This is a genomic window from Bradyrhizobium sp. Ses1 (assembly GCF_059512365.1).
Map to the genome: position 1 here is coordinate 156,119 of NZ_JCAMOQ010000001.1, position 24,026 is coordinate 180,144.

Here is a 24,026-nt window from a genome sequence, read left to right on the forward strand (position 1 = left end):
CGTCACGAACGTTGCGGTGAGATGCGGTGGACGCGATGCGTGCGACTGACGAGCGCAGGTAACGCGGACGGCGAAGTCGTGTGGTCCTGGCGCCCCGACGCTGGCGCTAAGTCCTTGCGGGATGGAAACATCCCTAAGGGCGACGGTGGCAAGAAAGCCCGGTCACCGGGGAGAGCGCGAAGGAAACCGTAACACCATCGCGCAGGGAAAGCCGGAATGCTTCGGTTGAACCTGTGGTCCTACCCCCGTGCTTTTTGTTGCACGGGACCCATGGGTGCAACCAGCACCCGGCTTTCCCTGCGCCCTCTGCTATCGAAGAGGGTGGAAAGTGACGCATAGCTCGGGCGTAACTCGCCGCGAGAACGCGAACTCACATCCTCACGCTGTTTGAAATTTGAATCGTGATCTCTCCTCTCGGAATCGTAGAATCGTAGGATGGGTAGAGCGCAGCGAAACCCATCATTCGTGCGGCTTACTCCGTCGCGATGGGTTTCGCTTCGCTCTACCCATCCTACGGCGCACGCCCTACGGCTCCTACGCCGCTTTCGCCTGCACTGTGTCGCAGAATTCCGCGAGCCTGTCGGCAAGCCGCAGGGTGGCGGGGCTGGCGGCGGGGGAGGCGAGCAGGGCGAGTTCGGTCCTGTCGATCGGCGCAAAACCGTCCTTTGCCGTGAGCACGCGGTGATCGGCCTGGATCGCGATCTCCGACAGGATGCTCAGGCCCATGCCGGCGGCGACCGCGGCCTGGATGCCGGAGAGGCTCGAGGACGTATAGGCCATATGCCAGGGGCGGCCCGCGCTCTCCAGCGCATGGATCGCGCCGGCCCGGTAGAGACAGCCGGCGGGAAATCCGATCAGCGGCACCGAGCCGCTGCGGGTGTCGCGCGGATGCGTCTTGCTGGTGACCCAGTGCACCCGTTCCGGCCAGGCCGCGATCGCGCCCTTCTCGCCGGCGGTGCGCTTGAGCAGCGCCAGATCGAGCTCGCCGCGATTGAGATCGCGCTGCAGGTGCATGCTCTGGTCGGCGCGCACGTCGAGCCGCAGCATCGGATGCGAACGCGAGAACGCGCCGAGCAGCTTTGCCAGCCGATAGGCGGCGAAATCCTCGGGGATGCCGAGCCGGATCGCACCCTGATAGGTCGGCCGCGTCACGACATCGCGCGCCTCTTCGGCAAGCGCGAGCAGCCGCCGCGCGTAGGACAGCAGCCGTTCGCCGGCTTCGGTCGGGGTGACATCCTTGCCGTTGCGGATCAGCAGCGGCTGGCCGACATCCTCCTCCAGCCGCTTGATCTGCTGGCTGACGGTGGATTGGGTGCGGTGGACCCGCTCGCCGGCGCGGGTGAAGCCGCCGGCATCGACCACCGAGACGAAACTGCGCAGCAGTTCCAAATCGAACATGGCAGCACCTATTCAAAAATCCACTGGCTGCCAGTCTATCATTTAATTTCCAAATGGGAAGGCGAGGGCCTAGATGGAAGGGCCAAGGAGAATTCTCATGTCGCTCGCCCCTTCGATCGCGGCTCCCCGACAGGGCTTCAACCCGCTGCCGCTATTGATTGCCTTGTTCTGCCTGCTCTGGAGCTACGCCTTCATCGCCGGCAAGATCGGCGTCACCGATTGTCCGCCGCTGATCCTGCTCACGGCGCGATTTTCGCTCGCGGGCATCCTGATCCTCGGCTTTCTGGCGCTGCGCCGCGAGCGCTGGCAGCTTTCCTGGCGCGATGTCGCTGTTTATTCGGTGCTCGGCGTTGCCAACAACGCGCTCTATCTCGGGCTTGGCTATACCGGATTGAAGACGGTCTCGGCCGGCATCGGCGGATTGATCGTCTCGGCCAATCCGGTGTTCACGGCGGTGCTGGCGGCGCTGTTCCTCGGCGAAGTCCTGACCTGGCGCAAGGTCGCGGGCCTCATGCTCGGCGTTGCCGGTGTCGCCTTCATCGTCTGGCATCGGCTCTCCGTCGGCACCGAGCATATGGAAGGCATCGTGTTCACGCTGGCCTCGCTCGCCTCCATTGTCACCGGCACCATCCTGTTCAAGCTGCTGTCTCCCAAGGGCAGCCTGTGGGTCGGCAATGGCATCCAGAATCTCGCAGGCGGGCTTGTGCTGTTGCCATTCGCGTTCACGCTCTCCAGCGTCTCCGACATCGTGCCGAGCGCGCGGCTATTGGGCGCGTTCGCCTTCCTGGTATTCGGCGGATCGATCCTGGCCTACGCGCTATGGTTTCACCTGCTCAAAGTGTGTGGCGCTACTGCCGCGAGCGCCTATCACTTCCTGATGCCGCCGCTCGGCATGCTGTTCGCCTTCCTCGTGCTCGGCGAGCATGTCGAGTCCCGCGATCTGCTCGGCATCATCCCGGTCGCGCTGGGCATCTATCTCGTGACCCGTCCCACCGCCGCGCCGGCATCGCGTGCCTGACGACATGTCTTGCCTGTGCCATACCGACAAGCCAGATACAGTGCCGGGAACCGAACCACCTCCGGTTCGTTGTCGCGGCGACTGGACCGGGTATGACGCAACACAAGGTATCGACAGGCAATCACCTAAAGCCCGGCAATAAGCCGGCCCCGAATGCCAAGCCGCGCCAGCCCTTCGAGCTCAAGCGCTTCCTGAAATCGCTCGGCCCCGGACTGATCACCGGCGCCTCCGACGATGACCCGTCCGGGATCGGCACCTACAGCCAGGCCGGCGCGCAGTTCGGCTACGGGATCGGCTGGACCATGCTGTTCACCTTTCCGCTGATGGTGGCGATCCAGGAGATTTCGGCGCGTGTCGGCCGTGTTACCGGTCAGGGCATTTCTGGCAATGTGTGCCGGCACTATCCGCTGTGGCTGCTCAACATCGTGGTCACGCTCTTGTTCATCGCCAACACGATCAACATCGCGGCCGATCTCGGCGCCATGGCGGATGCGACAACGCTGCTGGTCGGCGGGCATCCCATCCTTTACGTGCTGTTTTTTGGGGTGGCCTCGGTGGCCGCTCAGATCATCCTCGATTACAAGCGCTATGTCGCGGTGCTGAAATGGCTGACGCTCAGCCTGTTCGCCTATGTTGCGGCCCTTGCCTTCGCCCGCATCTCCTGGGGCGAGGCGCTCGCCGGCATATTGATTCCGAGGCTCGCCTGGAACGACAACTATTTCACCACCATCGTCGCGATCTTCGGCACCACCATCTCGCCCTATCTGTTCTTCTGGCAGGCCTCGCAGGAAGCCGAAGACCAGCGCGTCGATGCCAAAAAGCAGCCATTGATCGAAAAGCACTATGGAGCGCGGAAGGAGTTTTCGCGGATCCGCGCCGACACCGTTGTCGGCATGGCGTTCTCGAACCTGATCGCGCTCTCGATCATCGTCACGGTCGCCGCGACCTTGCATAAGGCGGGGAAGACCGACATCGAGAGCTCGGCGCAGGCCGCAGAGGCGCTGCGTCCGATCGCGGGCCCGTTCGCGGAAGCGATCTTCGCGCTCGGCATCGTCGGCACCGGACTGCTCGCCATTCCCGTGCTCGCAGGCTCAGCCGCCTATGCTGTCGGTGAGGGACGTCGCTGGCCGGTGGGCCTGGCGCGCAAGCCGAAGGAGGCCATCGCATTCTATGCCGTGCTGGCGCTGGCGGCCGGTTTTGGCATCGCGCTGAATTTCACGCCGATCAACCCGATCTCGGCGCTGTACTGGAGCGCGGTCATCAACGGCGTGCTCGCCGTTCCCGTGATGGAGCTGCTGATGGTGATGGCGCGCCGCCATGACGTGATGGACCGGTACATCATCACCGGTCCGCTCTATTGGCTCGGGTGGCTGTCGACCGTGGCGATGCTGCTGAGCGTGGTTGCGATGGGCGTCGGACTGTTCGCGTCGTGACGTCAATCGCGCCGGAACACGATCGAGGCCATCCAGCCGGTCATGAGCGCCATGGCGGCGGTGACGAGGCCGTAGGCAAGGCCGTTCTGCCGCGCGGTATTGGCGACGAACTGCTCGAAACCGACCTTGACGATCTCGAACGCGGTATTGGCCTTGGTCACCAGCGCACCATCGGTGAACAATTTGATCTCAACATTATAAGTGCCGATCGGCACCTCCGCCGGCAGCGGAATCGTGGTGCGGAACAGGGTCGGAGTCAGGAAGGTGACTGCCGAGGTCTCCTCGCGGTACAGCCCGTGCTCGGTGCGCAACCGCACGAAGGCGCTGCGGAAGACGTCGTCGGGGACGACGTCGGCATAGTCGCCGCTGACGCGCTGCATCAGCAGCACGTTGTTGAGCCCGAGCTGCTGACGCCGTTGCACCTCCGGCGAAGCGATCTGGTCGAAGGGGCGATTGGAGAACAGCGCGAGATAGGTCGGCACCTGCAGGAACTGACGATAGTCGCTGTTGATCCAGATGCCGAATCTGCGCTCCTTGCGCCGCGTCACCATGTCGGCGCGCGGTCCGACCACGGTCACCACGAGGTCGTAATTGGTGCGGCCGGGTGGGGTGTCGGCATCCCTCTCGACCGAGCCGAACAGCACCAGTTCCTCGCCGGCATAATTCGGCGTCACCGTGACGCGGTGGTTGGAGACCGAGACGATCAGCCGTTCCGCGCAGGCCGGGCTGGTGGCGAGGATCGCACCGAGCAGGCCGGCGAGAACGAGGAGTGCGCGGGCGGTCATGGCGCTGCCCCGCCGGATTCGCGGATGGTGAAGAGATCGGCGGGGCGGATCACGAGTTCGACCGCAAAGCGGATGCCGACCGCAAGCACCAGGAGCCCGAGCAACAGCCGCAGATGCTCGCCGCGGATCTTCTGGCCGGCGCGGGCGCCGAACTGCGCTCCGGTGACGCCGCCGACCATCAGGATCAGGGCCAACACCGCATCGACCAGGTGGTTGGTGACCGCGTGCAGCAGGGTCGCAAAGATCATCGTCACCAGCGTCAGCACCATCGAGGTGCCGATCACGGTCGAGGTCGGAACCCGCAAGAGGTAGATCATCAGCGGCACCAGGATGAAGCCGCCGCCGATGCCCATGACGGCGCCGATGAAGCCGATCACGAGGCCGACGAAGATGACGGGAATGATGGAGAGATAGATCTTGGAGCGCTTGAAGCGCATCTTCAGCGGTAGGCCGTGGATCCAGCCATGGCTGCCCGGGCGGCGCAGCGTGGCGGCGCCGCCGCGGCGGGTGCGCAGCATCGCGCGCAGTCCCTCATAGGCCATCGCCGTGCCGACCGCGGTGAGCAGCACGACGTAGGACAGCCCGATCATCAGGTCGAGCTGACCGAGCGAGCGCAGATAGGTGAAGGTCCACACCCCGAGCGCGGTGCCGATCGTGCCGCCGCTTAACAGGATCAGCGCCAGCGCCGGATCGATGGCGCGGCGGCGCCAATAGGAGAGCGCGCCGGAGAAGGAGGAGGCCGCGATGTGGCTGGCGACCGAGGCAACCGCCACCGCCGGCGCGATGCCGATGAAGATCAGCAGCGGCGTCATCAGGAAGCCGCCGCCGATACCGAACATGCCGGAGACGAAACCGACCGCCGCGCCCATCGCCAGCACGAGGAAGATATTGACGGGAATATCGGCGATCGGGAGGTAGAGCTGCACGCGCGGTCGCTTCTTATAATGCCGCGGGGCTGGCGCATGGCCAGCCCACGGCGCGGTTTTCTGATCGAGCTTGCGGGCAGCGGAATCCGGCGCGGAAGCGGACGCGGATCGGTTGCCGCCCCCTTGAATAACCGAAATCGCCGCGACGAGGGACTATAGAATCCGCCGATGCGGGGTTTTTTGTCGCGCCCGCGCCTTACGGCCGGCCGATGGGATCGGTGACCAGGTTCATCGCTTCGGCTTCCTTGGTGCCGAGCCAGCGGATGTCCCTGGTTTGTGACATCGCCTCGACGATTGTGGAGGATACGCCCATCCTGGTCATGTAGTGCAGCACGGCACCGGTGACGCGCTGGGTGTCGGCGACGGGGTCGGCAACCGGCGCCGTGGTGACGAACCGGTGGACGCCCAGCATCGAGCCCTCGAGGCCGTAGCGGGTGGTGCCACCGGCATAGACGAGGACGCAGGCGCTGGCGCAATAGGCCGGGCGGACCTGTCCCGAAGCATCGGCAACGCCGACGGTGGTCGTCAGCCCGCGGGAACGGATCATTTCGCCGATGATGAGCGCCTGATTGAGGTCGCCGCCCGGAGATGACAGAAGGACAACGTCGCCGGGCGCCAGATGGGCCTCATCCAGCCTGTCGCGGAACCAGTTTGCGGCGGCTGGGCCGATCTCTCCCTTGATGGCCAAAGCGGGCCGCGAGCCGATAGGCCCGCCGAGATCGGTCTTGCCGATCAGTTTCGAACTCAGGCTCGGCGAGAAATACTGGTCTCTCCAATAGGCCCAGGCGTCGGGCCGCGACAAGTCCCGATAGGCGCGGATGCCGACGCCGGAGATCAGGAGGGCGAATATGACAATCGACCACATCGACCACCGCCAGGCGGGCCGCTGAGGCGGCCGCGCTTTGGGCTGATCGACCGACTGGCGTGGTGGTGCTACGCGGGGGCCGGTCGGCGAGCTTCGGTAGCGACCTTCGTGGTCTTGGGCTGACAAACTGGTTCTCTCGGCGCTGGCAGCTACCCCCGCGGGGGCGCGGCCTTTCTACACAGCTTCAGCGCTGAGATACATATGGCGACGCAGCACCGCGGCGTCGTGCATCTGTCATAATTTTAATGCGCGATCGAGGCCGTGCGCTTCGGCGACGCTGCCCGGGCCGCGGGCTTGGCCGCATTGGGCGGCACCGTCGCCGCGTCCCAACCGCCGGGCGGGGTCGCTGCGTTGACGGCGTCGTCGGGCTGCGGCTCGGCGGTGAAGGTCTGGATCGCGAGCTTGGCCGCTGCGAGCGATTGCGCGTCGAGGCGCTTGGCAACATCGTCGCGTTTGCGGCTCGCGTCGGCGTCGCCCTGGGCTGCGGCCAGGCTGAACCATTTGAAGGACTCGGCCAGGTTCTGCTCGACGCCGATGCCGCGTGCATAAAGGATGCCGAGATTGAACTGGCTGTCGGCGACACCGCGATCGGCGGCCTTGCGGAACCACTGTGCCGCGCCCTTGTAGTCGGCGCCCTTGCCGCCGCCATCGGCATCGAGCACCGCGAGGTTGTGCATCGCCTTGGCGTTGCCGCGCTCGGCGGCCTGCACGTAGTAACGCCGCGCGGTGTCGACATCCTTCTTCACGCTGAGTCCCTTCTCATAGAAGGTTCCGAGCCGGAAGACCGCGGGGATCACGCCGGCCTGCGCGGCGCGCTCGTACCACTTTGCGGCCTCGTCATAGTTGATCGGAACGCCCTTGCCTTCGGCGAAGCGCACGCCAACCTCGTAGGCGGCGGCCGGATCGCCCCTCAGCGCGGCGGCGCGCAGCACCGGGCCGCCGATGCCGTCAGGCAGCCGCTCGCTCGGTGGCACCTGCACCATCGTGAGCCTGCCGCCGATCGGCGCGGCGGACGGCACGCGGATCGAGCCGGTGATGTCGTTGTTCGCGACGGGCGATGGCGAAGGCACGGGCGCCGGCGGGATCGTCACCTGCGAGCCGTCGAGCATGTTCGGCGCGGTGCTGTTGTTGGATTGCCGGCCGAGCGGGGTTGGCGAGGTCATCAAGGGCGCCGCGGGTGCCGGCGCTGGCGCGGGTGCGACGGCCGCACTGTCGGCCGGCGGCAGTGCGAAGGCGGGAGCGTCGCTCGACCTCTCCATCGACATCTGCGACGAGGCGCCGCTGTCGAGCAGGATCATCGCCACCTTGAAGGCGCCGAGCACGATGACCACCACACTCGCGCCGACCAGCAGCGAGCGGATCTTTGACGTGATGGTCGAGGGCTCCTTGCCCTCGGATTTGCCCTGAGCCTTGTCGACCGGCTTGGCCTTGGCTGCGGCCTTGGCCCCGCCGCGCCCGCCCTTCTCATTGGCAGCCTGGGCGGCCGCGGCCTGGGCGGCGCGGCGTGCGGCGGCAATGAAGCTCGACGTAGAGACCGGCTCTTTCTTGTCTGTCGAAATCTCGCTGATCGCGCTCTCCGACGCGGCGATCCGCTCGGTGGGCGTCGACACCCGTCCGGTCGGGCGCGTGCCCGGCTCGAGCGGATGATCCGGCGGCAGGTCCGGCTCGAGCGCGGTGCGGACCGCGGCGTGTGGCTCCAAGATCTCGCTGATGGCGCGCGGCGGCAACGGCGGCGGAACGGGTACAGCCTCCGGCGGAGTAGCCGCATGGAAGTCGCGCGGCGCCGCGGCGAAGTGCTCCTGCGCCGTGAAGCGCTGCTGCATCGCCGGATTCGGCAATTCGGGCTGCGGCGCCATTGGCTGCGGCATCGAGGCGCGCGGCTCGGCCGACGCCGCTGACGGGGCCGGCGCGGAGCGAACGTCGCGCAGATCGTTCTCGATCAGCGCAAGGCGATCGACCACGTGGCCGAGGGTATTGTGCACCGTCTCGAGCGAATCCTGGGTGCGGCGGTCGGTTTCCGACTGGCTGTAGCGGATATCGGACAATTCGCGCTTGACCATGTCGACGAGGCTAGGGTCGAGCGGCTGCGGCGCCGGTGCGCCTGCGTTGCGGCTCGCCTCGGCCAGTGACACCAGATTGGCGTGCTGGCGTTCGAGATGGCGCAGGATGTCCTGCAGCCCTTCTTCGATGCGGCCAAAATTGCCGGACTGAGGATTGGGAGAGGCTTCGAGGCGCTCGAGCAGGTAGGAGACACGCTGTTCGAGATGGGCGAATGCCGAGGCGCTGTCATTGCCGACCTGCATGCGGTCGATGCGCTCCGACAGCGCACGCAGGGCGTCTTCGAGATGTTGCGAGTGTTCGGTCGGTGCCGGGCGTTCGCGGCTTTCCAGGGTCGCGGCCAGGGCGGCGATCCGCTGTTCGAGGACCGCAAAGGCATCGCCGTGATTGCCGGCGCGCGCGAGCTCGTCGACCTTGGCCGACAGCGTCTGCACATCCTCGGCGAGCCGCGCCAGTGCGTCGTTGGAGGCGATGTTGGAGACGATCGCGCGGAGCGCGGCGATTGCGCTCTCGAGCTGATGCACCGTCGAGGGATCGTCGTTGGCGCGCAGGATCAGATCGAGCTTGGCGCCGAGATTGCGGATCGCCTCGTCATAGCCCGCGAGCTGCTCGGCGGGCGTAAGCGAGCGCAGCACCTCGCGGATCTCGGACAGCGCACGCTCGATGCCGGAGAGCGCCTGGCCGTCGGCACCGTTCTGCCGGTTGTCGTCGATGCGCCGCGACAGCAAGCGGATCTCGCCTTCGAGCGATTCGATCGCGCGGCGCGGCATCGCCTCGGTGAGCGCGGCGCGGATTTCCGCAAGCTCGCTCCGGAACGCGGCGATCGATTGCTCGATATGATCGGGCCGTTGCAGTGCCTCGATCTGGCTCGTGATCTTGATCAGATAACGCTCCAGCGAGGAGAAGTCCGGGCCGGCCGGTGCCGGCGCGGCAGGTGCCGGTGCAACCGGAGGAGCATGCGCGGCCATTGGCGGAACGCTTGGGCCCGTCGGCTGAGCTGCACCCGCTGGCTGAGCGTGGCGCGGCGGCATCTGCCGCGGCGGCGGACCATCGAGTTCGTTCTGGCGCGCGGTGATCTCCGCGATTGCGGAATCGAAGGAGGCGGGACTTAGCGGCGGCGAAGGACGGTAGACCTTTGCGGCGGCACGCTCGACGGCTTCCGCCTGGCGCTGCCGCTCCGGCATCGGGGGCTGCTGCGCCGCAGCCATCTGGGGCTGGCGCGCCGCGGCGGGGTTTGAGATCTGCGACAGCCGAGCATCGAGCCGCGAGATCGCGTCGTTGAGCTGGCGCGCGACGTTGGACTGGCCGCGCGCAGCGTCGTTGCGCGGGGCATCATTGCGCGGCGCGGGCCGCGCGATTCGATCGATCTGCTGGGTGATCGCATCCAACCGCTGATGAATGTCGGCGACGTCCCGGCTTGCCTGGCTCGGCATCGCGGGCCGCGCCTGGTCATTGCGGAGATCCGGCGGCGCCGGCTCGCCCACGGTGGAATTGAGCCAGTCGTTCAGCGACATGCCGGCCCGGCGAGCCGCGGCCTCGGCTCTCTCGCGGACGGATGGATCAATGCCGTCAACACTCCACGATACGCGCGAATTCATGATTCCGTCCGGTCCCGACTAAGGCGTCCACACCCACGCCTGCAGCCTCCCCGTACGTCCCGATTGACCAGACAATCGAATTCCGCGCGAGGCGTCTGCCTTAGCCGTCGACTTTTTCGCGTTAGGGTAAAGAACGGGTTAAGGAACGGCGCTGCGGGGCTCTAAAGTTACCTCTGCGCGGAACTCGCGTCGCGATGCCCGTCGTCCCGGGACGACGAAGGAGGCGGTTCGGCCTTACGCCTTGTCGTCGCCTTGGCCCGCTTTGAGCGGCTGAACCGTCGTCCGATTGGCCAGGGCGGAGAGGGCATCGATGGCCTCCTCACACCACTCCGCCACGACCTGCTCATGGCGAAGGCCGATACGAAGCCCGAGCAGCTTGCCCATATCGGCCGGCGAGGCCACGCCTTGCGGGAACCGCTTGTTGAGCAGGCGCTCATAGCGCTCGTAGCGGTCGCGGTGGTGTTCCAATCGCGCCATCAGGTCGGTGCGCAGCGGTTCGATATCGACGCTGTCGAGCGCGTAGAGCCGCACCAGGAGATCGTCCTTGATCGATGCCGGGACGCTCGGCCGCGCGGCCCAGTGCCGCAGCGCAGCCTTGCCTTCAGGCGTTAGCGTGTAGACGAGCTTGTTGGGCTTGCCCGATTGGACGACTTCGCGGGCCTGGACATGGCCGCGGTCGCGCAGCTTGGAAAGCTCGCGATAGATCTGCTGGTGGTCGGCCTTCCAGAAGAAGCCGATGGAAGCATCGAACGTCTTGGCGAGCTCGTAACCCGTCATCGGACGTTCGGTCAGGCATGCGAGGATCGCGTCACCCAGCGCCACTGGTCGCCACTCCTTTTCTACCTCCTCGACCATCCTTGACTTTATGCACATAGGCGCATATGCGTCAATGTGCATATCGACGGTCAGGACCTAACGGGCTCCCCAATATCGGGCCATTGCACGTTCCGCCAAGAGGAGACGTCTTTGACAATGACCGGCCTCGACAAGTGGTACGCCTACATCAAGTCCCATGGTCGCGCAGCTCTCTGGGACCTGCTTCACCCCGACGCCGTATTTGAAAGCCCCGTCGTACACACGCCGCAGCGCGGACGTGACATCACCTTCAAATATCTGTCGAGCGCAGAAAAGGTGCTGGGCGGCCCGGGCTTCACGTATCGCGGCGAATGGCGCAGCGACAACGGCGCGGTGCTCGAATTCGAGAACGAGGTCGAGGGCATCAAGATCAACGGCGTCGATATCATCACCTTCGATGCGGAGGGACGGATCACGCATTTCAAGGTGATGGTGCGCCCGCTGAAGGCGATCAACCTGCTGCACCGGCTGATGGGAGAAGAGTTGATGCGGCAGGCCGGCGAGGCCAGCGCCGCCAAGTCGCAGCCTAAGTCGCCATCCTGATCCCGATATTCGCTTTCCCGGAACGCCGAAAGGTCTAAGGTCTGTTTCGGGAACCTTTAGTGGTCGCAGCGTCGCGAGGGTTTTGCCTGCGGCGCCAACTTCAAAAACTGCCTGCCGGAGCACACCATGCCGATCTACAAAGCCCCAGTCGAAGATGTGAGTTTCCTGCTCAACGATGTCTTCCAGATCGACCGCTACGACAACCTGCCAGGTTTCACCGATGCATCGGCCGACGTGCGCGAGGCGATCCTGGGCGAGGCGGCGAAGCTTTCCGAAGAAGTGTTGCAGCCGCTCAACCGCGTCGGCGACCTCGAAGGCTGCAAGCGCCATGACGACGGCTCGGTGACGACGCCGAAAGGCTTCAAGGAAGCTTACAGGCAGGTGGCTGAAGGCGGCTGGCTCGGACTCTCGGCGCCGACGGAATATGGCGGGCAGGGCCTGCCGGTGACGTTGAGCCAGGCGGTCAACGAATTCCAGATCTCGGCCAACATGGCGTTCTCCATGTATGGCGGCCTCACCATGGGCGCGACCGCGGCGTTGTTGGTGCACGGCACGGACGAGCAGAAGAAGACCTATGTTCCGAAGATGGTGGCGGGCGAATGGACCGGCACCATGAACCTCACCGAGCCGCATTGCGGCACCGACCTCGGCCTGCTGCGCACCAAGGCCGTGCGCCAGGCCGACGGCAGCTTCAAGATCACGGGCACCAAGATCTTCATCTCGGCCGGCGAGCACGACCTTACCGACAACATCATCCACCTCGTGCTCGCGCGCATCGAAGGCGCGCCCGCCGGCATCAAGGGCGTCTCGCTGTTCGTCGTGCCGAAATTCATGGTCAATGCCGATGGCTCGCTCGGGGCACGCAACGGCGTCACCTGCGGCTCGATCGAGCACAAGATGGGCATTCACGGCAATTCCACCTGCGTGATGAATTACGACAATGCCACCGGCTGGCTGATCGGCCAGGAGAACAAGGGCATGCAGGGCATGTTCGTGATGATGAACGAGGCCCGGCTCGGCGTCGCCGTGCAGGGGCTCGCGCAGTCCGAGGTCGCTTACCAGAACGCGGTGGCTTATGCGCGCGAGCGCCTGCAGGGCCGCTCGCTGACCGGCGCGAAGGAGCCGGAGAAGCCGGCCGACCCGATCATCGTGCATCCTGATGTCCGCCGCACGCTGCTGACCATCCGCGCCTTCAACGAGGCGGCGCGCGCCATGGTGATCTGGACCGCGCTGAAGAGCGACGTCGCCCACCGCTCCAACGAACCCAAGGATCGCCAGGAGGCCGACGACCACATGGGCCTGATGACGCCGGTGCTGAAAGGCGTGCTCACCGACACCGGCTTTGCCAACACGGTGCTGGCGCAGCAGATGTATGGCGGCCACGGCTATATCGCCGAGCAGGGCATGGAGCAGTTCGTGCGCGATGCACGCATCTCCATGATCTATGAGGGCGCCAATGGCATCCAGGCGCTCGATCTCGTCGGCCGCAAGCTGCCGCGTGACGGCGGCCGCGCGGTGATGGCGTTCTTCGGCGAAGTCGGCGCTTACGCCAAGGAGCACGGCGCGGACGAGGCCATGAAGCCGTTCGTGACCCCGCTCTCGGCCGCGCTCGGCCATCTGCAGCAGGCGACCGGCTGGCTGATGCAGAATGCGATGACCAAGCCCGACAATGCCGGCGCCGCTGCGACCGACTACATGAAATTGTTCGGCCTGGTTGCGCTCGGCTACATGTGGGCGCGGATGGCGAAGGTGACGCAGGACAAGATCGCCGCCGGCGGCGCAACGTCTTACCTCTCGACCAAGCTCGTGACCGGCCGCTTCTTCATGGAGAAGCTGTTGCCGGAGACGGCCGTGCATCTCGCGCGCATCCAGAGCGGCAGCGGTACCACGATGGAATTGGCGGCCGAAGCATTCTGAAGAATCTTCGGCAGCTGGCTCGCGGCTTCGGCCGGTTCGGCTATATATTATGATCCTCATCTAAGGAGGGCGTCATGCCTGAGGCATATATCTACGATCACGTTCGCACCCCGCGCGGCCGCGGCAAGCCTGACGGCGCGCTGCACGAAGTCACCGCGCTGGCGCTCGCCACGGTGCCGCTAAAGGCGCTGAAGGAGCGCAACAACATTGCCGAGGACGTCGTCGACGACGTCGTGCTCGGCATCGTCGATCCCGTCGGCGAGGCCGGCTCCGACATGGCCCGCTTCGCGGCGCTGAAGTCCGGCCTCGGCGAGAAGGTGCCGGGTGTGCAGATCAGCCGCTTCTGCGCTTCGGGCCTTGATGCTGTGAACTTTGCCGCGGCCCAGATCATGAGCGGGCAGCATGAGCTCGTGATCGGCGGCGGCGCGGAATCCATGAGCCGTGTCGGCATCGGCGCGTCCGGCGGCGCCTGGCCGATGGACCCCTCGATGGCGGTGCCGGCCTATTTCATGCCGCAGGGCATCTCGGCCGACCTGATTGCGACCAAATACGGCTTCTCCCGTGACGACGTCGATGCCTACGCGGTGCAGAGCCAGCAGCGCGCGGCGAAGTCCTGGGACGAAGGCCGGTTCGACAAATCGGTCGTGCCGGTGAAGGACGTCAACGGCCTCACCATCCTCGCCAAGGACGAGCATATGCGGCCCACGACGACGATGCAGTCGCTGGCGCAGCTCCAACCGTCCTTCGCGGCCATGGCCGCGATGGCGGGTTTCGATGCGGTGGCGGTGCAGTCGCATCCGGAGATCGAGAAGGTCAATTATGTGCACCACGCCGGCAATTCCTCGGGGATTGTCGACGGCGCCGGCGCGGTGCTGCTCGGCAGCAAGGAAGCGGGCGCGAAGCTCGGCCGGAAGCCGCGGGCCAAGATCCGGGCCTTTGCCAATATCGGCTCGGAGCCCGCGATGATGCTGACCGGGCCGGTCGACGTCACCGAAAAGCTGTTCGCGCGTTCCGGCATGAAGAAGTCGGACATCGATCTGTTTGAGCTCAACGAAGCCTTCGCCTCGGTGGTGCTGCGCTACATCCAGGCGTTCGACATCGACAACGCCAAGATCAACGTCAATGGCGGCGCGATCGCGCTCGGCCATCCGCTTGGCGCGACCGGCGCAATGATTTTGGGCACCGTGCTCGACGAGCTCGAGCGCACCGACAAGTCGACCGCGCTGGTGACGCTTTGCATCGGCGGCGGCATGGGCACCGCGACGATCATCGAGCGGGTTTAAGGCGACATCGTTGTAGGGTGGGCAAAGCGAAGCGTGCCCACCATCGAATTCTCAGCAAGTGATGGTGGGCACGGCGCAAGTGCGCCTTTGCCCACCCTACGATCCGAGCGTTAGGACAACCACCGCCAGCGCCTTACCGGCAGCCGGCATCGAGGGAGCACCACATGGCCTTCAAGAATTTCAAATTCGAAACCGATGCCGACGGCATCGCGCTCGTCACCTGGGATATTCCGGGACGTTCGATGAACGTGCTGGACGAGACCTCGGTCCTCGAGCTCGAGGAGATCGTCAAGCAGACCACGGCCGATGCCGCGATCAAGGGCGTCGTCATTACATCCAGCAAGGACGCATTCTGCGCCGGCGCGGACCTGTCGATGCTCGAGGGCATGAGCCGGACCTATGCGCAGCTGTTGCAGGAGAAGGGCGAGGTCGCGGCCAACCAGGTGCTGTTCGAGCAGAGCCGCCGTTTCTCGCAGGTGTTCCGCTCGATCGAGACCTCGGGCAAGCCGTGGGTCGCGGCGATCAACGGGCTCGCGCTCGGCGGTGGCTTCGAGATCACGCTGTCCTGCCACTATCGCGTCGCCGCGGAAAATCCGAAGACCCGGCTCGGCCTGCCCGAGATCAAGGTCGGCCTGTTCCCGGGCGCCGGCGGCACCCAGCGCGTGCCGCGCATCGTGGCGCCGCAGGATGCGATGCAGCTCCTGTTGAAGGGTGAGGCGATCAACCTCGCAAGGGCCAAGCAGCTCAACCTGATCCACGCGATCGTGCCGCCTGCCGACCTGATCAAGGCCGCCAAGGACTGGATCAAGGGCGGCGGCAAGGCGGTCGCGCCGTGGGACGAGAAGGGCTTCAAGCTGCCCGGCGGCCCTGTCTTCTCGAAGATGGGCATGCAGATGTTCCCGGCGGGCAATGCGATCTACCGCCGCGAGACCTACGACAATTATCCGGCGGCGCGCGCCATCATGAGCTGCGTCTACGAAGGCCTGCAGTTGCCGATCGACGCCGCGCTGCGCGTCGAGTCCCGCTACTTCACGCAAGTGCTGCGCTCCAAGGAAGCGGCGGCAATGATCCGCTCGCTGTTCCTGTCGATGCAGGAACTGAACAAGGGCGCCCGCCGCCCCGCCGGCGTGCCGCCGACCAAGGTCAAGAAGCTCGCCGTGATCGGCGCCGGCTTTATGGGCGCCAGCGTCGGCTACGTCTCAGCCAAGGCCGGGATCGACGTAGTGCTTGTTGATCGCGATCAGGAGAGCGCCGACAAGGGCAAGGCGCACGCCAAGAGCGTGATCGACGGTCTCGTCGCCAAGGGCCGGGCGAAGGAGGCCGAGCGCGATGCGCTGCTGTCGCGCATCACCGCGACCGCCGACTACAACGTTTTGAAGGACTGCGACCTCGTCATCGAGGCGGTGTTCGAGGACCGCAAGGTCAAGGCGGACACCTATGCCAAGGCGCAGCCGCTCTTGAAGGGCGACGCGATCTTCGCGTCCAACACCTCGACGCTGCCGATCAATTCCCTGGCCGAGGAATTCAAGGACCAGGGCAAGTTCATCGGCATCCAGTTCTTCTCGCCGGTCGAGAAGATGATGCTGGTCGAGATCATCCTCGGCAAGAACACCGGCGACGTCGCGCTCGCCACCGCGCTGGACTATGTCCGCACCATCGGCAAGACGCCGATCGTGGTCAATGACTCCCGCGGCTTCTTCGCCAACCGCTGCGTGATGCGCTACATCGCGGAAGGCAACGAGATGTTCCTCGAAGGCGTGCCGCCGGCGATGATCGAGAACACCGCCAAGATGGCCGGCATGCCGGTCGGGCCGCTGTCGCTGTCGGACGAGGTTGCGCTGGACCTCGGCCTGAAGATCATGAAAGCGACCGAGGCCGATCTCGGCCCCAACGCCATCAACCAGGATCACAAGAAGCTGATGGTTGAAATGGTCGAGAAGCAGGGCCGCTTCGGCCGCAAGAATGCCAAGGGTTTCTACGACTACCCGGAGAAGGGCAAGGGCCAGAAGAGCCTGTGGTCCGGGCTTGCCGGGCTGCAGCCGAAGCACCTCGATCCGGATACGCTTGATGTCGAGGAGTTGAAGCAGCGCTTCCTGGTGGTGCAGGCGGTCGAAGCCGCCCGCACCGTCGAGGATCACGTCATCACCGACGTGCGCGAGGCCGATGTCGGCTCGATCCTGGGGTTCGGCTTCGCACCGTTCACCGGCGGCACGCTGTCCTATATCGACTTCATGGGCACAAAGAAATTCGTCGAGCTCTGCCACAAATTCGAGGCCAAGTACGGCTCCCGCTTCACCCCGCCGAAGCTCCTGGTCGAGATGGCCGCCAAGGGCGAGACCTTCTACGGCCGCTTCCCGCCGAAGAAGCCGGTGGCGCAGGCGGCCGAGTGACTCGTCGTCCCGCGCAAGCGGAAGCGCGACCCGGGACCCATAACCACCGGACTGCGTTGTTGGGCAGGCTGGGGGCCCATCAAGCGCAACAATGACGCCCTGGGGTTATGGGTCCCGGCTTTCGCCGGGACGACAGCTTACGCCTTCAGCAGCCCTTCCTTGGTGAGCGCTTCCTGCACCTTGGGCCGGGCGGCGATGCGGGCCTTGTAGGCGGTGAGGTTGGGCAGGCCCGACAGGTCGAACTTCATCCGGTCGGCCCAGGCCAGCATCGTGAACAGATAGCCGTCGGCGACGGTGAACTGGCTGCCGAGGAGGTAGTCGCGCCCGGCAAGCTGGCCGTCGATATATTTCAGCTTGCCCATCAGGCGGTCCTTGAAGAACGCCTTGGTGTCGTCGGACAGGACCGGCGCGAACAGCGGGCTGAAATTCTTGTGCAGCTCGGTGGTAATGAAATTGAGCCACTCGAGCAGCTTGTAGCGCTCGGCGCTGCCATGGGCCGGCGCCAGGTTCTTGGCCGCGGCACGGTCGGCGATGATCTGCACGATCACGGGCCCCTCGGTGACCAGTTCGCCGGAATCGAGCGCCAGTGCCGGCACCTGGCCCTTGGGGTTCACTTTCAGGAAATCGTCGCCATTTTCCAGCTTCTTGGCGCGCACATCGACCTTGACCAGCTCGTAGGGCAGGCCGGCTTCCAGGAGCGCGATATGGGGCGAAAGCGAGCAGGCGCCGGGCGAATAGTATAATTTCATCGGAGATCTCCTCTCGAATTCTTGTAGGCCTTTTTGTTGTTGGCCTTGGGCGTCGGACCGACTAAATGCACCTGCATGAACAGTCAAGATTGATGCAGGTGCATTCAGTACGGTAGACTTTGTACCGACGATGACGGACCAGACCATGAAACGCAAACCATCGACCGAGGCGACCGCCGCCTGGATCCGCCTGATGCGGGTGCAGAGCCGGGTGCTCGACGCCGTCGAGCAAGACCTGAAGAAGGCCGGCTTTCCGCCGCTCGCCTGGTACGATGCCCTGCTCGAGTTGTCGCGCGCGCCGTCGGGGGAGTTGCGGCCGGTGGAATTGGAGCGGCAGATGCTGCTGCCGCAATATTCGACGTCGCGGCTGATCGATCGCTTGGTGGACGAGGGGCTGGCGGCGAGGCGCGAATGCAAGGTCGACAAGCGCGGCCAATTCGTCGAGATTACCGAGGCGGGACGTGAATTGCAGAAGCGGATGTGGGGCGCCTATTCGGCGGCGATCGAGAAGCATGTCGGGTCGAAACTGTCTGACGTCGACGCGGTCAAGCTCTGCGCGCTTCTGGACCGGCTGGGATGTTCCTGCAGCGACGCCAAGTCGCCTGCGATAAGAGACGGCGTGACTGCCCGATGATATCATTGTTGCCACCAGCATCCGCGGGCCGCCTGGTTCGTGGATGCCCCTGCCACCGCGCGCATTCGATCGAAGCGCTTCAGTATCGGAATTCGTATGGCGCGTGACCAGATCGATATGACGCCACTCCAATCGCGCGACGAACTGGTCGCGTGGATCGAGGCGGGCGTGAAGGATCCTGCCGATTTCCGGATCGGGACCGAGCATGAGAAGACGCCGTTCACGCTGCAGGGCCATCAGCCCGTGCCGTACGAAGGGGCGCGCGGCATCGGCGCCTTGCTCGACGGCATGAAGCTCCTGCTCGGCTGGGAGCCGATCGTGGAGAACGGCAACATCATCGGCCTCTACGACGTCACCGGGGGCGGCGCGATCTCGCTCGAGCCGGGCGGCCAATTCGAATTGTCGGGCGCGCCGGTCGAGACCGTGCATCAGACCCAGAGCGAATTGATGGCGCATCTGGCGCAGGTGCGCGAGATCGCAACGCCGCTCGGTATCGGCTTTCTCGGCCTCGGCATGACGCCGTCCTGGTCTCGGGCAGAGATCCCGGTGATGCCCAAGGGCCGCTACAAGATCATGACCGGCTACATGCCGAAGGTCGGCAAATACGGCATCGACATGATGTACCGCACCTGCACGGTGCAGACCAATCTCGACTTCTCCTCTGAAGCGGACATGGTGAAGAAGCTGCGCGTATCGCTTGCCTTGCAGCCGATCGCGACCGCGCTGTTCGCCAACTCGCCGTTCACGGAAGGCAAGCCGAACGGCTTCCTGTCGTTCCGGTCCGAGATCTGGCGCGACACCGACAATGCGCGCTCGGGCATGCTGCCATGGGCGTTCGAGGACGGCATGGGGTTCGAGCGCTGGGTCGATTATGCCCTCGACGTGCCGATGTATTTCGTCAAGCGCGGCGACGACTATCTTGACGTCTCCGGCACCTCGTTCCGCGATTTCTTCGAGGGCAAGAATCCTGCATTGCCCGGCGAGCGTCCAACCCTGTCGGACTGGGCCAATCATCTCTCGACGATCTTTCCGGAGGTGCGGCTCAAGCGCTATCTGGAAATGCGCGGCGCCGATGGCGCGCCATGGGGGCGGCTGCCGGCATTGCCGGCATTCTGGGTCGGGCTGCTCTATGACAACGACACGCTGGATGCGGCCTGGGATCTGGTGCGGAACTGGACCGCGCGGGAGCGGCAGGCGCTGCGCGACGACGTGCCGCGCTTCGGCTTCAAGGCGCGGATCAAGGACCGCTATCTGTTCGAGATCGCTAAAGAGTGTCTCAAACTGTCACATGCCGGTTTGCGGCGGCGTAACCGCATCGACCAGATCGGCCGCGACGAGAGCCGCTATCTCAAGCCGCTGGAGCGGATCATCGATTGTGGCCGGACGCCGGCGGAAGAGCTGCTGGACAAGTTCAACGGCGCCTGGAACGGCTCCGTCGAGCCGGCCTATGATGAATGCGCGTTCTAACCCTATCCGCTTGTTTTGATGCATGTTCTTTGCCTGCGTGGCGTTCACGCCACACGCAGGCCGGCAGTCACAGCAACTGGTGTGCCAGCTTGCCGCATTTTTGAGCCGTTCATCCAGCGTACAGGTTGGCGGCGCTCAAATGACCACCCGCGGTGAGCGCGGGGGACAGTCGAAAGCGTTGGATATGAGAATTGGCCGCCTCTTCTGGGCGAGTGTGGTGACGTTCGCCTTGTTGGCGGCCGTAGCGACGTCGCGGCCGGCGCAGGCGCAGGTCAACTTCGATCGCCCCGGCGGAGATTACCTCAGTTCGCCCGTTGCCTCGGGCGACCCGGCCGATTGCGCGCTGTTGTGCGAGCGCGATCGCCGCTGCCGGGCCTGGAGCTTCAACTATCCGACCGACATCACCACTGGCGCGGTGTGCTGGCTCAAGAACAGCGTGCCGCAGCGCGCGCAGAATAATTGCTGCGTCGCCGGCGTGCGCGGCGCCGGCGTCGTCGAGCCGCGCAACGGCACGGTCGAGACCTCGATCGATCGTTTCGGCGGCGACTACAAGAGCTTCGACCTGAAAGCAGGCGAGGGCGACGAGATCTGCAAGGCCGCCTGCGCCGCCGACAACAAGTGTCGCGCCTGGACCTTTGCGCGCCCCGGCTATGCCGGCCGCGAGCCGCACTGCTTCCTGAAGAAGGACATTAAGCCGCCGCGACGCAAGGCCGGATTCACCTCGGGCGTGGTGCGGTAATTCTTGTCAATGGTTTGCCGGCAATACCCTGATCTCCGGCCACAGCGCCTTCCACCTCGCCGCCTTCTTCTCGTAATTCGCCGCCGAAAAATTCGCTCCCGGGTTCGGCCGCACGATCATGTTGGCGGCGTCATCGAATCCGTGCGGCGCATAGACCTCATAGCCTTCCGCCGTGCGGCGGATTCCGATCTGGGTGTTCTTGGTAAGAAACCGGTCGATGCCATCGGTCGAGCGTGTCAATGGCGGGTAGGGCAGGCCGTGCTTTTCGGGATACCAGAGATGGACGCGCGCCTGGTTGCGCACTTCGACGGCGACGCCGAGGTGCCGAACCGCATCATGCACGCGTTTGATGATCCGGTCCTCGGCTTGCCAGGATGTATCGAGATCGAAATAGAAAATGTCGTAGTCGCTGATGCCGTAGTCGACCGCACGATGCGTCCTGACGTTCCAGACCGTCTGCGCCAGGCACCCCGCCACGAGCCACGCGTCGGGCAGTGCCAGCCGCAGCAGCTCATCGGCGATGGCGGCATTGGCGGGATTGCGCAGCGCCGTCGCGAGGAATTCGTCTCGATTCATGAGGCTCCGTAGGATGGGTAGTCCCGTAGGGTGGGCAACGCGACGCGTGCCCACCACCAGCACTCTGCTCGGGATGGTGGGCACGCGTCGCTTTGCCCTACCCTACGAATTAACATCGTGAGCTTTCACCGCAGCCTTCGATGCCAGCGTGCGCCAGTGGCGGCGCAACAGCGGCTCGACGATGCTGCGGCTCGCCTTCGACAGTCGGATCAGCACGATCGGATAGTCGCGATAATGATCGGTGAAGTAGAATATCTTCGGCCGGCTCTCGATGAGCATGTCACGCTCGTCCTGCGGCACGGCAGGCATGACCAGGCTGTCGCCGTCTTCCTTCAGGCGCACGAGCATCTTGTTGCGCACTTTCAATGCCGGCGTGCCGTAGGAGGTGCCGTCCTCGACCTCCGGCCACGCCAGCGCGATTTTCCTGACGTCGTCGAAGGTCATTTCTCCGTCACTCTCTCGGTCGTCATGCCCGGGCTTCTCCCGGGCATCCACGCCTCAACGGTCGGACAGCAAGAAAGTCGTGGATGGCCGGGTCAAGCCCGGCCATGACGGAAGCAGGTTTCAGTGCACCGAGGTAAAGAACCGCGCGAACCGAAAGCCTGACGGCCAGGTCCAGACCGGCTGGCTGCGCATGCCCATGTCCCATGAGCCGACCACTGCGTCGGCGCGGCCGATCAGATTGTTGACCGGCAGCAGTCCGACGCCGCCGTCGCGCACGGAGACACGGCTGTCGGCGGAATTGTCCCTGTTGTCGCCAAGCACGAACAGTTCTCCCGGCGGCACGGTGACCTCAGGCGTGTTGTCGAGGCGGCCATTGTCGCGCATCTTGAAGATCGCGTGGCTGACGCCGTTCGGCAGCGTCTCGATATAGCGATAGGCGGTCTCGGTGTGGCCGCGGTCGTCCTCGGCTTCGCCGATGCCGTCGGGCTTCAACGTCGCGGGATGGTCGTTGATGAAGAGCTGGCCCTGCCGCATCTGGATGCGATCGCCGGGCAGGCCGACCACGCGCTTGACCCACGCCTGAGAGCGGTCGCCGGGCCAGCGGAACACCACGACGTCGCCGCGCTGCGGCGGCTCGCCGAACAGCCGGCCGCTCGACTCCGGCAGCGTGATCTGGATCGGCAGCGAGGCTGTCCCGTAACCGTAAGGGTATTTCGACGCGACCAGCGCATCGCCGATCAGAAGCGTCGGCTCCATCGAGCCTGACGGCACGTAGAACGGCTCGGCGATCGCGCCCTTGGCGAGGAACACGACAGCGACGATCGCCGCGAGTTGCGCTGCTTGCGAACGCCAGCTTGTCGGCTTGCTGACCGCCACTTCGTTGTTGCTCACTCGCCGGTTCCTCCTACGGTGATCCGCTCCATGCGCAGCGTCGGCTGGCCGACCCCCACGGGCACGCCCTGGCCGTTCTTGCCGCAAGTGCCGATGCCGGTGTCGAGCGCGAGATCGTTGCCGATCATGGTGATGCGGTTGAGGTCGGTCGGGCCGTTGCCGATCAGCATCGCGCCCTTCAGCGGCGCTCCCAGCTTGCCGTTCTCGATCTTGTAGGCCTCGGTGCACTGGAACACATATTTGCCCGAGGTGATGTCGACCTGACCGCCGCCGAAATTGGCGGCATAGATGCCGTTCTTCACCGAGGCGAGGATCTCCGCGGGATCGCTGTTGCCAGCCAGCATGTAGGTATTGGTCATGCGCGGCATCGGCACGTGGGCATAGCTCTGTCGCCGGCCATTGCCGGTCGGCTTCATGTTCATGAGCCGCGCGTTCTGGCGGTCCTGCATGTAGCCGACCAGAACGCCGTCCTCGATCAGCACGGTGCGGTTGGTCGGCGTGCCCTCGTCGTCGATCGAGAGCGAGCCGCGGCGCGAGGCCATGGTGCCGTCGTCGACCACGGTGACGCCCTTGGCGGCGACCTGCTGGCCCATCAGGCCCGCGAAGGCCGAAGTCTTCTTGCGGTTGAAATCGCCCTCGAGCCCGTGGCCGACGGCTTCATGCAGCATCACGCCGGGCCAGCCGGCGCCCAGCACCACGTCCATCTCGCCGGCCGGCGCCGGCACCGATTCCAGGTTGACCAGCGCCTCGCGCAGCGCGCCGTCGGCGGCGTCGCGCCAGGCTTTGGTCTCGATGAAACGGGCGTAACCCTCGCGGCCGCCATAACCCTTGCTGCCGCTCTCCTGCCGGTCGCCCTGACCCGCAACGACGGAAATGTTGACCCGCACCAGCGGCCGGATGTCGCGATAGCTCTCGCCGTCCGGCCGGACGATTTCCACCACCTGCCAGGTCGCAGTCAGGCTGGCCGAAACCTGCCGCACCCGCGGGTCCTTGTCGCGGATATAGGCGTCGATCTCACCGAGCAGCTTGACCTTGGCCTCGAAGCCGGGCGCATCCAGCGGGTTCTCGTCGCCGTAAAGCTTCACATTCGTGTGCGCGGGCGCCGCGGCGAAGCTGCCGGAATAGCCACCGCGCACCGCATGCACCGCATCGGCGGCGCGAATCAGCGCCGGCAGCGAGACGTCGGAGGAATGCGCGTACCCGACCGCGTCGTCCTTCACCGCGCGCAGGCCGAACCCCTGGCTGGTGTCATAGGTCGCCTGCTTCAAGCGCCCGTTGTCGAACACCAGGGCCTCGGTCTGTCCGAATTCCAGGAACAATTCGCCGTCGTCCGCCCCCTGGAGCCCGCGCGCGACCTCGCGGCGCACGGCATCGCGGTCGAGATTGGCGCGGTCGAGCAGGGAGGTTGTGGCGGGACTGGTCATGACGACTCCGAATTCAACGCAATTACATCCCGT

20 protein-coding genes are annotated in these 24,026 nt (G+C 65.2%); 9 read left to right on the top strand and 11 right to left on the bottom strand.

Translation table 11 applies throughout. The annotated features are described in order from the left end of the window. Positions 1 to 534 precede the first annotated feature (534 nt). Entirely contained in the window at positions 535 to 1,398 is an 864-nt protein-coding gene (locus tag AC5ZG5_RS00730) for a LysR substrate-binding domain-containing protein (protein ID WP_456640719.1), read from the bottom strand. Between the two features lie 97 nt (positions 1,399 to 1,495). Between AC5ZG5_RS00730 and AC5ZG5_RS00735 the strand changes: the two genes are divergently transcribed. After that, positions 1,496 to 2,416 (top strand): DMT family transporter, encoded by a 921-nt coding sequence (locus AC5ZG5_RS00735; RefSeq protein WP_456640720.1) that lies wholly within the window; start codon positions 1,496 to 1,498, stop codon positions 2,414 to 2,416. Positions 2,417 to 2,508: 92 nt separating this feature from the next. Next, positions 2,509 to 3,849: an NRAMP family divalent metal transporter gene (locus AC5ZG5_RS00740; protein WP_456640721.1), complete on the top strand. Its 1,341-nt coding sequence runs from the start codon at positions 2,509 to 2,511 to the stop codon at positions 3,847 to 3,849. Positions 3,850 to 3,851: 2 nt separating this feature from the next. On the opposite strand, the gene AC5ZG5_RS00745 is transcribed toward AC5ZG5_RS00740, so the two are convergent. The 5 genes from AC5ZG5_RS00745 to AC5ZG5_RS00765 form a co-directional block, all read right to left on the bottom strand. Continuing rightward, on the bottom strand, positions 3,852 to 4,634 hold the full coding sequence (locus AC5ZG5_RS00745) for a TIGR02186 family protein (RefSeq protein WP_130231339.1): 783 nt from the start codon (positions 4,632 to 4,634) through the stop codon (positions 3,852 to 3,854). Then, on the bottom strand, positions 4,631 to 5,560 hold the full coding sequence (locus AC5ZG5_RS00750; protein ID WP_455996943.1) for a sulfite exporter TauE/SafE family protein: 930 nt from the start codon (positions 5,558 to 5,560) through the stop codon (positions 4,631 to 4,633). The genes AC5ZG5_RS00745 and AC5ZG5_RS00750 overlap by 4 nt, the downstream gene beginning before the upstream one ends. Before the next feature lie 196 nt (positions 5,561 to 5,756). Continuing rightward, positions 5,757 to 6,425 carry a COG3904 family protein gene (locus AC5ZG5_RS00755; RefSeq protein ID WP_456640722.1) on the bottom strand — a complete coding sequence of 223 codons (669 nt, stop codon included), beginning with the start codon at positions 6,423 to 6,425 and terminating at the stop codon, positions 5,757 to 5,759. Between the two features lie 242 nt (positions 6,426 to 6,667). Next, positions 6,668 to 10,081, bottom strand: a complete 3,414-nt coding sequence (locus tag AC5ZG5_RS00760) for a hypothetical protein (protein ID WP_456640723.1) — start codon at positions 10,079 to 10,081, stop codon at positions 6,668 to 6,670. A gap of 234 nt (positions 10,082 to 10,315) precedes the next feature. After that, positions 10,316 to 10,903: a PadR family transcriptional regulator gene (locus AC5ZG5_RS00765; protein ID WP_130227279.1), complete on the bottom strand. Its 588-nt coding sequence runs from the start codon at positions 10,901 to 10,903 to the stop codon at positions 10,316 to 10,318. 144 nt (positions 10,904 to 11,047) lie between these two features. Here AC5ZG5_RS00765 and AC5ZG5_RS00770 point away from each other — a divergent pair, with 144 nt between their 5' ends. The 4 genes from AC5ZG5_RS00770 (at position 11,048) to AC5ZG5_RS00785 (ending at position 17,069) form a co-directional block, all read left to right on the top strand. Next, positions 11,048 to 11,479, top strand: a complete 432-nt coding sequence (locus AC5ZG5_RS00770; RefSeq protein WP_456640724.1) for a nuclear transport factor 2 family protein — start codon at positions 11,048 to 11,050, stop codon at positions 11,477 to 11,479. Positions 11,480 to 11,605: 126 nt separating this feature from the next. After that, positions 11,606 to 13,396, top strand: a complete 1,791-nt coding sequence (locus AC5ZG5_RS00775; RefSeq protein WP_456640725.1) for an acyl-CoA dehydrogenase C-terminal domain-containing protein — start codon at positions 11,606 to 11,608, stop codon at positions 13,394 to 13,396. A 74-nt stretch (positions 13,397 to 13,470) separates the two neighbouring features. Then, positions 13,471 to 14,679, top strand: a complete 1,209-nt coding sequence (locus tag AC5ZG5_RS00780; protein ID WP_282532448.1) for an acetyl-CoA C-acetyltransferase — start codon at positions 13,471 to 13,473, stop codon at positions 14,677 to 14,679. Positions 14,680 to 14,843: 164 nt separating this feature from the next. Continuing rightward, complete coding sequence (locus tag AC5ZG5_RS00785; RefSeq protein ID WP_456640726.1) at positions 14,844 to 17,069, top strand: 3-hydroxyacyl-CoA dehydrogenase NAD-binding domain-containing protein; 2,226 nt, start codon at positions 14,844 to 14,846, stop codon at positions 17,067 to 17,069. 137 nt (positions 17,070 to 17,206) lie between these two features. Here the strand turns inward: AC5ZG5_RS00785 and gstA are convergent, their stop codons facing one another. Further along, positions 17,207 to 17,818, bottom strand: coding sequence for a glutathione transferase GstA (gstA, locus tag AC5ZG5_RS00790; protein WP_130227282.1), 612 nt, complete (start codon positions 17,816 to 17,818; stop codon positions 17,207 to 17,209). Positions 17,819 to 17,963: 145 nt separating this feature from the next. Between gstA and AC5ZG5_RS00795 the strand changes: the two genes are divergently transcribed. The 3 genes from AC5ZG5_RS00795 to AC5ZG5_RS00805 all read left to right on the top strand — a co-directional run bounded on the left by AC5ZG5_RS00795 (position 17,964) and on the right by AC5ZG5_RS00805 (position 20,658). After that, on the top strand, positions 17,964 to 18,452 hold the full coding sequence (locus AC5ZG5_RS00795; RefSeq protein ID WP_028167946.1) for a MarR family winged helix-turn-helix transcriptional regulator: 489 nt from the start codon (positions 17,964 to 17,966) through the stop codon (positions 18,450 to 18,452). A gap of 96 nt (positions 18,453 to 18,548) precedes the next feature. Beyond that, entirely contained in the window at positions 18,549 to 19,919 is a 1,371-nt protein-coding gene (locus AC5ZG5_RS00800; protein WP_456640727.1) for a glutamate--cysteine ligase, read from the top strand. Between the two features lie 184 nt (positions 19,920 to 20,103). Further along, positions 20,104 to 20,658, top strand: coding sequence for a PAN domain-containing protein (locus tag AC5ZG5_RS00805; RefSeq protein ID WP_028167944.1), 555 nt, complete (start codon positions 20,104 to 20,106; stop codon positions 20,656 to 20,658). Between the two features lie 6 nt (positions 20,659 to 20,664). Here AC5ZG5_RS00805 and AC5ZG5_RS00810 read toward each other — a convergent pair whose 3' ends face one another. From AC5ZG5_RS00810 to tldD, 4 genes are all read right to left on the bottom strand, one after another. Beyond that, positions 20,665 to 21,234 carry a nucleotidyltransferase family protein gene (locus AC5ZG5_RS00810; RefSeq protein WP_456640728.1) on the bottom strand — a complete coding sequence of 190 codons (570 nt, stop codon included), beginning with the start codon at positions 21,232 to 21,234 and terminating at the stop codon, positions 20,665 to 20,667. A 102-nt stretch (positions 21,235 to 21,336) separates the two neighbouring features. Continuing rightward, positions 21,337 to 21,678 (bottom strand): MmcQ/YjbR family DNA-binding protein, encoded by a 342-nt coding sequence (locus AC5ZG5_RS00815; RefSeq protein ID WP_456640729.1) that lies wholly within the window; start codon positions 21,676 to 21,678, stop codon positions 21,337 to 21,339. A gap of 120 nt (positions 21,679 to 21,798) precedes the next feature. Then, the gene (gene lepB / locus AC5ZG5_RS00820; RefSeq protein ID WP_130227285.1) at positions 21,799 to 22,569 is read right to left on the bottom strand and encodes a signal peptidase I; all 771 of its coding nucleotides are present in this window, start codon (positions 22,567 to 22,569) and stop codon (positions 21,799 to 21,801) included. Further along, positions 22,566 to 23,993 carry a metalloprotease TldD gene (tldD, locus tag AC5ZG5_RS00825; protein ID WP_456640730.1) on the bottom strand — a complete coding sequence of 476 codons (1,428 nt, stop codon included), beginning with the start codon at positions 23,991 to 23,993 and terminating at the stop codon, positions 22,566 to 22,568. Before tldD ends, lepB begins: the two co-directional genes overlap by 4 nt. Positions 23,994 to 24,026 lie beyond the last annotated feature (33 nt).